General features: G+C 69.2%; 12 protein-coding genes. 7 read left to right on the top strand and 5 right to left on the bottom strand.

The features are described from left to right. The first annotated feature begins 58 nt into the window (after window positions 1–58). A complete protein-coding gene (locus AB0L64_RS24360) occupies window positions 59–787 on the top strand; it encodes a TetR/AcrR family transcriptional regulator (RefSeq protein WP_363713432.1) in 729 nt (242 codons plus the stop codon). Here the strand turns inward: AB0L64_RS24360 and AB0L64_RS24355 are convergent, their stop codons facing one another. Together AB0L64_RS24355 and larE are read right to left on the bottom strand one after the other, a co-directional pair. Next, the gene (locus AB0L64_RS24355; RefSeq protein WP_355482957.1) at window positions 788–1171 is read right to left on the bottom strand and encodes a cold-shock protein; all 384 of its coding nucleotides are present in this window, start codon (window positions 1169–1171) and stop codon (window positions 788–790) included. A gap of 127 nt (window positions 1172–1298) precedes the next feature. Continuing rightward, the gene (gene larE, locus AB0L64_RS24350) at window positions 1299–2774 is read right to left on the bottom strand and encodes an ATP-dependent sacrificial sulfur transferase LarE (RefSeq protein WP_363713429.1); all 1476 of its coding nucleotides are present in this window, start codon (window positions 2772–2774) and stop codon (window positions 1299–1301) included. Between the two features lie 112 nt (window positions 2775–2886). Here larE and AB0L64_RS24345 point away from each other — a divergent pair, with 112 nt between their 5' ends. From AB0L64_RS24345 to AB0L64_RS24335, 3 genes are read left to right on the top strand one after another with little or no spacing between them, the layout of a single operon-like run. Beyond that, a complete protein-coding gene (locus AB0L64_RS24345) occupies window positions 2887–3816 on the top strand; it encodes a TauD/TfdA family dioxygenase (RefSeq protein WP_363713427.1) in 930 nt (309 codons plus the stop codon). A 55-nt stretch (window positions 3817–3871) separates the two neighbouring features. After that, entirely contained in the window at window positions 3872–4465 is a 594-nt protein-coding gene (locus AB0L64_RS24340) for a TetR family transcriptional regulator (protein ID WP_363713425.1), read from the top strand. Next, window positions 4462–5409 carry a R2-like ligand-binding oxidase gene (locus AB0L64_RS24335; RefSeq protein ID WP_363713423.1) on the top strand — a complete coding sequence of 316 codons (948 nt, stop codon included), beginning with the start codon at window positions 4462–4464 and terminating at the stop codon, window positions 5407–5409. The genes AB0L64_RS24340 and AB0L64_RS24335 overlap by 4 nt, the downstream gene beginning before the upstream one ends. On the opposite strand, the gene AB0L64_RS24330 is transcribed toward AB0L64_RS24335, so the two are convergent. Further along, complete coding sequence (locus AB0L64_RS24330; RefSeq protein ID WP_363713421.1) at window positions 5383–6540, bottom strand: MFS transporter; 1158 nt, start codon at window positions 6538–6540, stop codon at window positions 5383–5385. The genes AB0L64_RS24335 and AB0L64_RS24330 overlap by 27 nt on opposite strands. A 7-nt stretch (window positions 6541–6547) precedes the next feature. Between AB0L64_RS24330 and AB0L64_RS24325 the strand changes: the two genes are divergently transcribed. After that, entirely contained in the window at window positions 6548–7510 is a 963-nt protein-coding gene (locus tag AB0L64_RS24325; RefSeq protein ID WP_363713419.1) for a LysR family transcriptional regulator, read from the top strand. On the opposite strand, the gene AB0L64_RS24320 is transcribed toward AB0L64_RS24325, so the two are convergent. Beyond that, window positions 7503–7943 carry a helix-turn-helix domain-containing protein gene (locus tag AB0L64_RS24320; RefSeq protein ID WP_363713417.1) on the bottom strand — a complete coding sequence of 147 codons (441 nt, stop codon included), beginning with the start codon at window positions 7941–7943 and terminating at the stop codon, window positions 7503–7505. The two genes, AB0L64_RS24325 and AB0L64_RS24320, sit on opposite strands and share 8 nt — an antisense overlap. Before the next feature lie 50 nt (window positions 7944–7993). Here AB0L64_RS24320 and AB0L64_RS24315 point away from each other — a divergent pair, with 50 nt between their 5' ends. Continuing rightward, window positions 7994–9151: an MFS transporter gene (locus tag AB0L64_RS24315; RefSeq protein ID WP_363713415.1), complete on the top strand. Its 1158-nt coding sequence runs from the start codon at window positions 7994–7996 to the stop codon at window positions 9149–9151. Here AB0L64_RS24315 and AB0L64_RS24310 read toward each other — a convergent pair. Beyond that, window positions 9087–10709 carry an AMP-binding protein gene (locus AB0L64_RS24310; RefSeq protein WP_363713413.1) on the bottom strand — a complete coding sequence of 541 codons (1623 nt, stop codon included), beginning with the start codon at window positions 10707–10709 and terminating at the stop codon, window positions 9087–9089. The genes AB0L64_RS24315 and AB0L64_RS24310 overlap by 65 nt on opposite strands. A 153-nt stretch (window positions 10710–10862) precedes the next feature. Here AB0L64_RS24310 and AB0L64_RS24305 point away from each other — a divergent pair, with 153 nt between their 5' ends. Further along, on the top strand, window positions 10863–12326 hold the full coding sequence (locus tag AB0L64_RS24305) for a restriction endonuclease (protein WP_363713411.1): 1464 nt from the start codon (window positions 10863–10865) through the stop codon (window positions 12324–12326). The last annotated feature ends 39 nt before the right edge of the window (window positions 12327–12365 follow it).

The following is a 12365-nucleotide window of genomic DNA, read 5'->3' as shown; positions in this document are numbered from 1 at the left end:
CGGCGTACACAGACCATACACAAGACTGTCTATGCTGTAAACAGATAGACTGCGGCGCATGGACGAGAGCGAGCTGCCGAGGGTCTTGCAGCAGTTGTGGGGTATCGAGGGGCGGAGCCGCCCGGGGCCGAAGCCGGCCTTCCAGGTGAGCGACATCGGCCGTGCGGCGATCAAGCTCGCGGACGCGGGCGGGCTCGGCGCCCTGTCGATGAGCAAGGTCGCGGCCGAGCTCGGGGTCACCACGATGGCGCTCTACCGCTACGTCGAGGCGAAGGACGACCTGTACGTCGTGATGCTCGACCAGGCGTTCGGACTACCGGCCCGGGCGAGCAGTGGGGACGACTGGCGGGACCGCATCACCGCCTGGGCGACCTCGTTCCAGGCCGCGCTGCTGAAGCACCCGTGGATCCTGCAGGTGCCGGTGGTCGAGCCGCCGCTGTCACCCAACCAGCTGGTCTGGATGGAGGAGGGCCTGCGCGCGTTCGAGAACACACCGCTGACGCCGCCCGACCGGATGTCGGCGATGCTGCTGGTGAACATCTACGTCCGCGGTACCACCGGGCTGAGCGCGAGCATGCTGAGCCTGCCGCCGGACGAGGCCGCGGTGGCCGGCGAGCGGTACGCCCGCCGGCTGCGGAGTCTGGCCGACCCGGACCGGTTCCCGACCATCGCGGCCGGGCTCGACGAGCCGCAGGACTACGTCGACAACGACCCGTCGGAGTTCTACTTCGGCCTCACCACGGTGCTGGACGGTATCGAGGCCCTGATCGACCGCCGCAGCGGCTGATCAGTAGTCGAGTTTGTCGGCGACGCCGCGCAGGACGGTGGCGACCTGGCGGGCGGACTTGTTGTCGGGCTGGCGGCCGCGGCGATAGTTCTCGCCGAGGCGGTCGAGGAGCTTGATCAGGTCCTCGATGACGACCTGCATCTCCTCCGGCTTCGGGCGCATCGCCTTGGCCACCGACGGCGGCGGGTCGATCAGCCGGACCTGCAGCGCCTGCTCGCCCTTGCGTCCCTCGACGACGCCGAACTCGACCTTCTGGCCCGGCTTCAGGTTGGTCACACCCGACGGCAAGGCCTCGGCGCGGACATAGACGTCCCCGCCCTCCTCCTTGCTGAGGAATCCGAACCCCTTCTCGGAGTCGTACCACTTCACCTTGCCAACGGGCACGGCAACCTCTTCAGTCGATCGTCGGAAGCAACAGGGCCGTGAGGCCCGATCAGGAAACCCAGCGTACGTGACACCGCGCGACGGCGCCTCCGGGAAACTACCTGATCGAGCAGCCTCCCCGCACCCCTTACAGGTTCCGGTATTTCTCCGGCTCCGCCAGCCGTTCGTTCATCGAGCCGGAGCGGAACCCGCGCGGGTCCACCTGCGCGGCCGGGAACCCTTCGGCCATGACCGCATTCACGAGCGCTTCGTGGTCCACGCGATCCAGCAACGCGGCGTCGATCTCGATCGAGGCGGTCTCCCCGAGGTCCCGGACGCGCACGTTCTGCACGCCGTACGACGCGAGGTGCGCGCGGACCGCCTGCTCGGCTCGATCGACCCGGACGAGCAGGTTCGGGGTGATCCGGATGCCGTACGCGATCCGGCTGGACAGGCAGGCTGCGGCGGGTTTGTCCGACGTCTCGAGACCCCAGCTGCGCGACGCCGTCCGGATCTGCGCCTTGGTCAGCCGGGCGTCCTTCAGCGGCGTCAGCGCTCCCCGCTCGAAGGCGGCTCGGATGCCCGGCCGGAACCCGGCGATCGCGTCGTCGGCGTTCGTCCCGGTCGCGATCGCGGCGATGCCGAAGTCGTCCGCGATCGGCTGCAGCGTCTCGACCAGCTCGGCCTTGCAGAAGTAGCACCGGGCGCCCGAGTTCGCCTGGTACCCCTCGCGCTCCATCTCGTGCGTGTGCGGCGTGACGTGCCGGACCCCGAGCGCGTCCGCGAACCGTGCCGCCGGCTCCAGCTCCGCGGCCGGCAGCGACGGCGACACCGCGGTCGCCGCGACCACGTTCGCCGGGCCGATCGCCCGGGCCGCGGCCGCGAGCAGGAACGCCGAGTCGGCGCCGCCGCTGAACGCGACCACCATCTTGTCGAACGACGAGAGCCGCCGCATGAGCGCTTCGAGCCGCTGCTCGAGCACGTACGCGTCGAGCCAGGCGGGGAACTCGGTCAGGTCGTTCAGCACGACGTCGGCGCCGTACGCCCGCAGCTCGTCCGCGGTGAACGGGCCGGTCGCGACCGACACCGCGACCGCACCGGCCGCGTGGGCGCCGTCGATGTCGGCGGTGTGGTCGCCGACGAAGATCGTGGCCCGGTGCTCGCGCAGCGCGGTCCCCTTCTCGGCGCCGTGCAGGTCGCCGACCGGCTCGTCGACGTCGAGCCCGAGGTGCTCGAGATGCAGCCGGACCGACGGGGCGTGCTTCGCGGACACGACCATCGTCCGCCCGCGGAGCGCCCGGATCGCGGCCAGCGACTCGGTCACGCCCGGCAGCGGCAGGCTGCCGGTGATCGCGTGCGACGGGTAGTGCTCGCGGTACCGCGCGACCATCGTGTCGACCTGCTCGGCCGGGAACCAGTTCGCCATCTCCCAGGTCAGCGGCGGCCCGAGCCGGCTCACCACCAGGTCGGTGTCGATCGGTACGCCGGTCTCCGCGGCCAGCAGGTCCCAGACGGCCTGGATCCCCGGGCGGGAGTCGATCAGCGTCATGTCCAGGTCGAACCCGACCACCAACTCCGGCACGTCGGCGGTATCGGGGGCGGGTTCAAGAGCGGCGGTTGACACGTCCCCAACCCTACGTGCTCCCGCCGGCGGCGTGGTCTCGCATCCCGAAACGGCCGATATGTCTAGTAATTCGGTTGGATTATTGCTGTTAACCGACCGTGAAGGAGCTGTCATGACCACGCAACTGCACGCACCGGAGATCACCGTCACCAAGGCCGGCGGGGCGCTCGGCGCCGTGATCGGCAACGTCGTCCTCGGCGGCGACCTGGCCGCGGAGACCGTGGCCGCCATCCGGCAGGCCCTGCTCGAGCACAAGGTGATCTTCTTCCGCGAGCAGCATCACCTGGACGACGCGGGTCAGCTCGCGTTCGCGAAGCTGCTCGGTACGCCGACGCTCGCGCATCCCACCTCGAAGAGCCTCGACGGCGCCGCGAACGTGCTGCCGATCGACTCCGACTACAGCAAGGCGAACAGCTGGCACACCGACGTCACGTTCGTCGACCGGATCCCCGCGATCAGCCTGCTCCGCGCGGTCACGCTCCCGGCGTACGGCGGGAACACCAGCTGGGCCAACACGGTCACGGCGTACGCGAACCTGCCGCGGTCCCTGCAGGCCCTCGTCGACCGGCTGTGGGCCGTGCACAGCAACAGGTACGACTACGCCGGGCACGCCGACGAGGGGCGGATCGGCGGCGTGGACGTGAAGGTCGAGGAGCACCGCAGGCAGTTCGAGTCGAAGGTGTTCGAGACCGAGCACCCGGTGGTCCGCGTCCATCCCGAGACCGGCGAGCGTGCGCTCGTACTCGGCCATTTCGTCCGCCGGTTCGTCGGGCTGAGCAGCGCCGAGACGACCACGCTGTTCCAGCTCCTGCAGAACCGGGTCACGAACCTCGACAACACCGTCCGCTGGCAGTGGCAGCCGGGCGACCTGGCCATCTGGGACAACCGCGCGACCCAGCACTACGGGGTCGCCGACTACGACGACCAGCCGCGCCGACTGCACCGGATCACGCTCGCCGGCGACGTCCCGGTGAGCGTGGACGGCGTCCGCAGTACGCCGCGCACGGGCGACGCGTCGCACTTCTCCGCACTTGACAACTGAAGACATGTTGTCCGAGTACTTGACATCAGGACCGATTTTGTAAACCCTCGTCCGCATGGACTCGTTTGCCGATCGGACCAGACGCCGGCTGCGGGACGAGTTGCTGGACGCTGCGCAGGACGCCATCGAGACAGGTGGGTACGACGGGCTTCGGATGGCCGAAGTGGCTCGTCGGACCGGGGTGTCCCGGCAGACCGTCTACAACGAGTTCGGCGACAAGTGGGGCGTACTGGAGGCCGTCGCGGCACGCGAGACCGAGCGGTTCCTGCTGGATGTGAACGCGGCGCTCGCCGAGCAGTCCAACCCGATCGACGGCCTCCGGGCCGCCGTGGAGCGGGCGCTCACACTGGCCGGGGAGAACCCGCTGGTGAAGGCGGCGCTGGGTCAGCCGGGATCGGACCAGGCCAGCCAACTGCTGACCACACGGGGGCAGCAGGTGCTGGAGCTGGCACACCTCCGACTGGATGCCCATGTCAGGGAGCACTGGCCGGAGGTGCCTGCGGAAGACGCGACCAGCTGCGTCGACGTCGCCTTGCGCGTCGTCATCAGCCACATCGTCACCCCCGGCCCTCCCCCGGCGGTGGTGGCGGCGCAGCTGGCTCGTGTTCTGTCACCCTTCCTCGCCGAATCCCGGAGGCAGCACGTATGAACGACCTGCACAGGCAAGGCTTCAGCTCGCTCAAGGCCGGCGGCCTCAACTGGGACGCGATGCCGTTGCGGCTGTTCGACAAGGGCAACCGCAAGTTCTGGAACCCGCGCGACATCGACTTCAGCCAGGACGCGAAGGACTGGCAGGAGCTGAGCGACAACGACAAGGACAACGCGTTGATGCTCTGCTCGCAGTTCATCGCCGGCGAGGAGGCGGTGACCGAGGACCTGCAGCCGTTCCTGCAGGCGATGGCGGCCGAGGGCCGGTTCGGCGACGAGATGTACCTGACCCAGTTCTGCTTCGAGGAGGCCAAGCACACCGCGGTCTTCCGGCTCTGGCTGGACGCGGTCGGCGTCACCGAGGACCTGCACCGCTACGTCGAGAACAACCCGGGCTACCGCGCGATCTTCTACGAGGCACTGCCGGTCGCGCTGAAGTCGCTGTCCGACGACCCGTCGCCGGCCAACCAGGTCCGCGCGTCGGTGACCTACAACCACGTGGTGGAAGGGACTCTGGCGCTGACCGGGTACCACGCGTGGAACCTGCTCTGTACGTCGCGCGGCGTGCTGCCGGGGATGCAGGAGCTGATCCGCCGGATCGGTGACGACGAACGGCGGCACATGGCGTGGGGCACGTTCACCTGCCGCCGGCACGTCGCCGCGGACGCGTCGAACTGGAAGGTCGTCACCGACACGATGGAGGAGCTGCTCCCGCACGCACTGGTACAGATCCAGTGGGCGCTCGACAACTCGCCGGAGTTGCCGCCGGAGATCAACCCGACGGCGTTGATGACGTATGCCGGTGATCGAGCCACCCGCCGGCTCGGCGCGATCGAGTCGGCGGTCGGCGCGGATGTCGCCGGGATCGATCTCGACTACTCGCCGGAGAAGCTCGAGGACGACTTCGGCGAGGAGGACTCAGCCGCGCTGGCGGCGGTTCGCTAGCAGGACGAGCAGCGCCGCGGTCGCGAGGACCGCGGGCAGCCAGGTGACCGCCGTCGTACCGAGGCGGTCGGCGACCTGGCCGCCGGTGAAGGCGCCCAGTGCGATCGCTCCGTTGTACACCCCCACCAGGACAGCGGACGACGATTCGGGGGCACTGGGCGCCGCCGCGTGTCCCCAAGCCTGAGTGCTGACGCTCGTCCCGCCGTACGCGAGACCCCAGATCACCAGCAGGACAAGGGATCCCGCGATCGTCGTACCGATGAGAGGCATGGCCAGTGCGGACAGTGCGATGCCGCCCGCGATGACGGTCAGGGCCCGGGACGGGCGGAGGGCGCCGGTCAGGAAGTTGCCGATGACACCCGCCACGCCGTACGCGAGCAGGAAGGTCCCGATCAGCGCCGGACCGGTGTGCGGTTCGAGGAGCGGGCGGATGTAGGTGTACGCCGCGAAGTGGCCCGTCACGATCAGCGTGACCAGCAGGAGGCCGACGCGGACCTGCTTGATCTGCAGGACATCGCGTACGTCCTTCCACCCCACCGCCTGCTCCGGTGCGAGCGACGGAAGGTGGAAGGTCAGTGCGAGGGCCAGCGCCAGAGACAGCACGCCGACGCCCGCGAAGGCCCAACGCCAGCCGAGGAGTTCACCGACGTACGCGCCGGCCGGGATGCCCAGCACCGAAGCGATTCCGATGCCGCTGAAGATGAGTGAGGTTGCAGGACCGGCTGCATGCTCGGGTACGACGCGGCGGGCCAGTCCGATGGTCAGCGTCCAGACACCGCCGATGGAGATGCCCATCAGGACTCGCGCTGCGATGAACATCCAGTAGACCGGTGCGATCGCGACGACGAACGACCCGAGGGCGAGCAACACCATCAACCCACCCAGCGCTGCCCGGCGGTCCAACCTGCCCAGCGCAAGCGGCAGCACAGGCGCGGCCACTGCCGAGACAAGGCCTGTTGTCGTCAGCGCGAGGCCTGCGGTGCCTTCTGTTACGTGGAGTGATTCGCCGATCGGTGTGAGCAGGCCGACCGGGAGCATCTCGGCGGTCACGACGGTGAACACCGTCACGGCCATCGTGATCGGTGCGGCCCATCCCCGGGTGACTGTCTCGTCGGCGCAGATCGTCGTCATAGCTCCAGTGAGCCGTCAGGAGGAGGTGCGGAACAACGGCGATCTGGTCATGCTTGTATTAGCTGAGCTCATCGATCGGAGGTACGCCGTGGCTGTCGAGATCCGTGAGCTGGAGTGCTTCCTCGTCCTCGCCGACGAGCTGCACTTCGGCCGTACGGCGGAACGCCTGTACCTCTCGCAGAGCCGGGTCAGTCAACTGCTGCAGGCGCTGGAGCGACGGATCGGCGGACCGCTGTTCGAGCGGACCAGTCGCCGGGTGGCGCTGACCCCGCTGGGCAAGGAGTTCCTCACCTCGCTGCGCCCGGCGTACGTCGCCCTGGAGCGCGTGGTCGAGAACGCGCGCGAGTACGCCGCCTGCGTCAAGGGGCAGCTTCGGATCGGCTTCCAGGGCACGGTGAACGACGAGATCCTGAACGCGGTGTCGGCCTTCCAGTCGCGCAACCCGAACTGCCTGATCGACGTCTGGGAGCTCCCGATGAACGATCCGTTCAGCGCCCTGCGGCGCGGCGACGTCGACGCGGCCGTCGCGCTGCTGCCGATCGCGGAGGACGACCTCGTGGTCGGACCGATCTTCTCCAAGGTGCCGCAGACCCTCGCGGTGTCGAAGCGGCACCGGCTGGCCGGCCACCCGTCGGTCGACGTCGAGGACCTGGCCGGCGAGACCCTGATCGGTTTCTCCGGCCCGGCCCCGACCTACTGGCGCCTGACCCAGGCCCCGACGCAGACCCCGGCCGGGTCACTGATCCATCGCGGCCCCGAGGTGCGCACCTTCTCCGAGGGCCTCTCACTGATCGCCGCCGACCGCGGCGCGATGCTCGTCTGCCAGGCCACTGCCAGCCGCAACCAGCGCGCCGACATCATCAGCATCCCGCTCACCGGCGTACCCGACTCGGCTCTCGCCCTGACCTGGCGCCGCGGCGAGGAAACCCCTGCCCTGCAAGCGTTCGCGGAACACCTCAAGGTCAGCTGACGAGCTTGTGCACCTCGGTATCGGCGGGAGTGACGAGACGACCGTCGGCAGCGTGCACTTCGAGTGGCCGGAGCGGTTGCTGATCGCGGCGATCCAGCAGGTGAGAATGCGGCTCGCCGGGCTCGAAGGCGAAGGCCTCGCCCCATTGGCGCAGCGCGACGATCACCGGGAACAGCGCCTCGCCCTTGGCGGTCAGCACGTACTCGTGCCGGGCGCCCGCCGGGACCGTCTCGAGGATCCCCTGGTCGACCAGGGACCGCAGCCGAGCGCTGAGGATGTTCTTGGCGACGCCGAGGCTGCGCTGGAAGTCGCCGAACCGGCGGCTGCCGTCGAACGCGTCGCGCACGATCAGCAGCGACCACCAGTCGCCGACTGCGTCCACCGACCGCGCGACCGGACAGCTCTCGTCGTCGAACCGGGTCCTCTTGACCATCCCGCACCTCCTGGTTGCAACATGCTACCAACTGATCTTACGGTAGCAAGATGCAACCAAAACTTCTCGCGGTGGCAGCCGGTGTCGCGGTCGCCACCGTGTACTTCGCCCAGCCGCTGCTCGTGACGATCGGCGCGGACCTCGGGATCGCCGCCGGGACGGTCGGGTTGTTCGTCACCGTCACGCAGGCCGGCTACGGACTCGGCCTGTTCTTCCTTGTCCCGTTGGGCGATCTGCTGGACCGGCGCCGCCTGATCCAGCTCCAGTTCCTGCTCCTCGCCGCGGCCCTGCTCGCGACCGGCCTCGCCCAGAACGCCGCGATGCTCCTGCTGGGCCTGGCCACCGTCGGCACCCTCGCCGTAGTCACCCAGTCCCTGGTCGCGTACGGCGCTGCGCTGGCTGATCCCGCCCGACGCGGCCGCACAGTAGGCACCGTCACCACCGGAATCGTCCTGGGCATCCTCCTCGCCAGAACCACGTCCGGCATCCTCACCGACCTCCTCGGCTGGCGAGCGGTGTACCTCGCCGCCTGCGCCACCTGCCTGGCAATCGCCCTGCTCTTCACCCGCCGAAGCGCGCCGGCGCCGTTGGGCGCAGGTCCGGTGCCGACCTACGGTCAGCTACTGAGGTCGACGGTGAGGCTGTGGCGGGAGCCGGTGTTCCGGGAGACCGCCGTTCGGGCGTTCTTCGTGTTCGCGTCATTCAGCACGTTGTGGACCTCGATCGCGCTGCCGTTGACGGAGCGCCGGCTGTCGCACACCGAGATCGGTGCGTTCGGACTGATCGGCGCGGCGGGGGCGCTCGCCGCCGGGCCGGCCGGGCGGCTGGCGGATCGCGGACAGGGGCGGATCGTCGTCATCGGCGCTTCGATGCTGCTGGCAACGAGTTGGCTGGTGACGGCGCATTCCCTGGCGGGGTTGGCGATCGGCGCCGTGCTGCTCGACCTCGCAGTACAGGCGATCCACGTCACCAACCAGAGCCTGATCTACCGGCCGGACGCCGGCAGCCGGCTGATCGGCGGGTACATGGTGTTCTACTCGCTGGGCAGCGCCGTCGGCGCGATCGCCCCCACGGCGCTGTACGAGCGCGCCGGCTGGACTGCCGTGTGCGTCCTGGGCGCGGCCTTCGGCGCCGGGTCGCTGCTCAGTTCAGTCCGAGGAGCTCGACGGACTTCTCGCGCATCTCGACCTTGCGGATCTTCCCGGTGACCGTCATCGGGAAGTCGTCGACGAGCAGGACGTACTTCGGGATCTTGAAGTGCGCGAGCTTGCCGGCGGCGAACGTCCGGACCGCGTCGGCGTCGAGCGGGTCCGCGCCGGGTTTGAGCTTGATCCAGGCGCAGAGCTCCTCGCCGTACTTCTCGTCGGGGACCCCGATCACCTGGACGTCGGCGATCGCCGGGTGCGTGTAGAGGAACTCCTCGATCTCGCGCGGGTACACGTTCTCGCCGCCGCGGATGACCATGTCCTTGATCCGGCCGACGATGTTCACGTAGCCGTCCTCGCGCATCGTCGCGAGGTCGCCGGTGTGCATCCAGCGGGCCTGGTCGATCGCCTCCGCGGTCTTGTCCGGCTCGTCCCAGTATCCGAGCATCACCGAGTACCCGCGGGTGCACAGCTCGCCGGTCTCGCCACGGTCGACGACCAGCCCGGTCGCCGGGTCGACGAGCTTCACCTCGACGTGCGGCATCACCCGGCCGACGGTCGACGTCCGGCGGTCCAGGTCGTCGTCGCGCCGGGTCTGCGTGGACACCGGCGAGGTCTCGGTCATGCCGTAGCAGATCGCGACCTCGGCCATGTGCATGTCCGCGACGCAGCGCTTCATCACCTCGACCGGGCACGGCGACCCGGCCATCACCCCGGTCCGCAGGCTGGTCAGGTCGTAGTCCGCGAAGCCCGGCAGGCCGAGCTCGGCGATGAACATCGTCGGTACGCCGTACAGCCCGGTGCAGCGCTCGTCCTGGACGGCCTGCAGCGTGGCCGCCGGGTCGAACGCGGGCCCCGGGATCACCATGCAGGCGCCGTGCGTGGTGCAGCCGAGGTTGCCCATGACCATGCCGAAGCAGTGGTAGAAGGGGACCGGGATACACAGGCGGTCGTCGGCGGTGAACGCGATCGTCTCGGTGACGAAGAAGCCGTTGTTCAGGATGTTGTGGTGGCTGAGCGTCGCGCCCTTCGGGAACCCCGTCGTACCGCTGGTGTACTGGATGTTGATCGGGTCGTCGAAGGACAGCTCCGCCTCGCGGGCGTGCAGCCCGTCGAGTGGGATCCGAGACGCGTCGTCGCGCAGCGCGTCCCAGTCGCCGGTGCCGAGGTAGACGATCTGTTCGAGGGCGGCGCAGTCGGGTTCCACCTCGTCGACCATCGCCCGGTAGTCGCTGGTCTTGAACTCGGTCGCGGAGACGAGCAGCCGGACCCCGGACTGGTTCAGCGCGTAGGACAGCTCGTGGGTGCGGTACGCCGGGTTGATGTTCACCAGGATCGCGCCCATCAGCGCGGTCGCGTACTGCGTGATCGTCCATTCGGCCTGGTTCGGCGCCCAGATGCCGACCCGGTCGCCCTTCGCGATGCCGCGGGCCAGCAGGCCGCGCGCGACCAGCTCGACCTCGGCGCCGAACTCGTCGTACGTCCAGCGCCGCCCGGTCTGCACCTCGACGAGCGCCTCGCGGTCGCCGTACTCGTGGATCGTGCGTCTCAGGTTCGCGCCGATCGTCTCGCCCAGCAACGGAACCTCGGACACCCCGGACGCGTACGACGGCTGGCTCATGGTTGCCATCGTCACGCTCGTCAAATGCGTCTGCAAGTGCACGCGCGGCAGGAAACAGGGGGTGGACGGCAAGCAATGTCCTTACCAACTCTGCGTCACGTCGGTCGCGGAGCGTGTTTGGGCCGTTACCTTGGAGTGGAGAGGTGTGAGGCGATGGGCCGATCCGTGGAAGGTCACGCCCGCAGCGACCGTCCGCCCGGGCGTACTGCCGAGGCGGCGCAACGTACCGCTGCGGTGCAGGAACGCGTCCAGGTCCTGGGCGGCGTCCTCGGCGGCGCGCTGGCGGTCGACGTCCACGGCACCGATCTGCAGACCCTGAAGCGAGCACCGCGGCGCGCGCCGCCGACCGTGCCGCCGGCCGATCTCGAGGCGCATCCCGGACCTGTCTGGGATGCGTTCGTGCCCCAGCCGCCCGGCCGGTTCCGGTGGTGGGGAGCCGAGCGCCGGTTCGCGCGCCGGCTCGCCGATGCGGAGGACAGGTTCGCGGAAGCGATCGAGCGGCACCGGGCTTTTGAGGAAGCCCGCAAGGAGCGGGTGGCCCGAGCGCTGCGGGAGCAGATCGAGCACCAGCGCCGGCTCGACGAGGCGACCGCGGAGCAGCATGCGCGGATCGACGCGTACGAGCACGCGGTCCGCACCCGCGACCGCGCTGCCGTGACGCGGTACTTCACCCGGGCGCTGGACCGGGTGCCCGAGCCGCTCGACTTTCCACGCCGGCGCAAGGTCGGGTACGTCCCCGAGTCGACACTGCTCGCTGTGGAATGGGATCTGCCCGACGTCAGCGCCGTACCGGCCGAGGCGTCGTACCGCTATGACCGCTCGCTGGATGCGGTACTGCCGGTCATGCGGGAGCCGCTGGAGCTGCGGCGGCTGTATCAGCAACTGGTGGCGCAGCTGGCTCTGCGCGCGCTGCATTTGGTGTTCGGGAGCGACAGGTACGGCGTGGTCGAGACCGTCGTGTTCAACGGGATGGTCGAGTCGGTCGACCTCACGACCGGGCAGACCGTGCGGCCCTGTCTGATCACGTTGCGGGCGACGCGGGAGCAGTACCAGGCGCTGGTGCTCGACCAGCTCGATGCAGTGGCGTGCGTACGGCACTACTTCGCAGCTGAGGTGTCACGGCACCCGGAGGAGCTGCAGCCGGTCGAGCCGGTGCTGGAGTTCGACCTCGCCGACCCGCGCACCGTCGAGGCGGTCGACGTGATCAGCGAGATCGACGCCCGCCCGAACCTGCTGGAGCTCACTCCCGAGGCCTTCGAGCACCTGGTGCACAACTTGCTCACGCGGATGGGGCTGGAGACCAGGCTGTTCCGGCGCGGGACGGACGGCGGGATCGACTGCGTGGCCTACGACCCCCGGCCGATCACCGGCGGGAAGTTCGTCGTCCAGGCAAAGCTCTGGACCCGCACCGTCCCACCGTCCGCCGTCCGCGACCTCTTCGGCACCGTCGTCGACGCCGGCGCCACCAAAGGCATCCTGATCACCACCTCGGGCTTCGGCCCCACCAGCTACCAGTTCGCCAACGGCAAACCCCTCCAACTCATCGACGGCACCGCCCTACTGGCCCTCTGCCACCACCACGACATCCCCGCCCGCATCATTCCGCGGGCTAGCTGACTATGTTCTGGAAAGTGGGCATATGCTTGATATAGTGGG

Origin of the sequence: Kribbella sp. NPDC051936 (assembly GCF_040680955.1) — a bacterium.
Classification (GTDB): Bacteria; Actinomycetota; Actinomycetes; order Propionibacteriales; family Kribbellaceae; genus Kribbella.
This window is presented reverse-complemented; position numbering and strand designations above follow the sequence as displayed.

What these genes read in the sequence shown, in the direction of transcription:
- AB0L64_RS24305 (WP_363713411.1), top strand. Translation starts at nt 10,863, where the DNA reads ATGGGCCGATCCGTGGAAGGTCACGCCCGCAGCGACCGTCCGCCCGGG.
- AB0L64_RS24315 (WP_363713415.1), top strand. Translation starts at nt 7,994, where the DNA reads ATGCAACCAAAACTTCTCGCGGTGGCAGCCGGTGTCGCGGTCGCCACC.
- AB0L64_RS24360 (WP_363713432.1), top strand. Translation starts at nt 59, where the DNA reads ATGGACGAGAGCGAGCTGCCGAGGGTCTTGCAGCAGTTGTGGGGTATC.
- AB0L64_RS24320 (WP_363713417.1), bottom strand. Translation starts at nt 7,943, where the DNA reads ATGGTCAAGAGGACCCGGTTCGACGACGAGAGCTGTCCGGTCGCGCGG.
- AB0L64_RS24310 (WP_363713413.1), bottom strand. Translation starts at nt 10,709, where the DNA reads ATGAGCCAGCCGTCGTACGCGTCCGGGGTGTCCGAGGTTCCGTTGCTG.
- AB0L64_RS24330 (WP_363713421.1), bottom strand. Translation starts at nt 6,540, where the DNA reads ATGACGACGATCTGCGCCGACGAGACAGTCACCCGGGGATGGGCCGCA.
- AB0L64_RS24345 (WP_363713427.1), top strand. Translation starts at nt 2,887, where the DNA reads ATGACCACGCAACTGCACGCACCGGAGATCACCGTCACCAAGGCCGGC.
- AB0L64_RS24335 (WP_363713423.1), top strand. Translation starts at nt 4,462, where the DNA reads ATGAACGACCTGCACAGGCAAGGCTTCAGCTCGCTCAAGGCCGGCGGC.
- AB0L64_RS24340 (WP_363713425.1), top strand. Translation starts at nt 3,872, where the DNA reads ATGGACTCGTTTGCCGATCGGACCAGACGCCGGCTGCGGGACGAGTTG.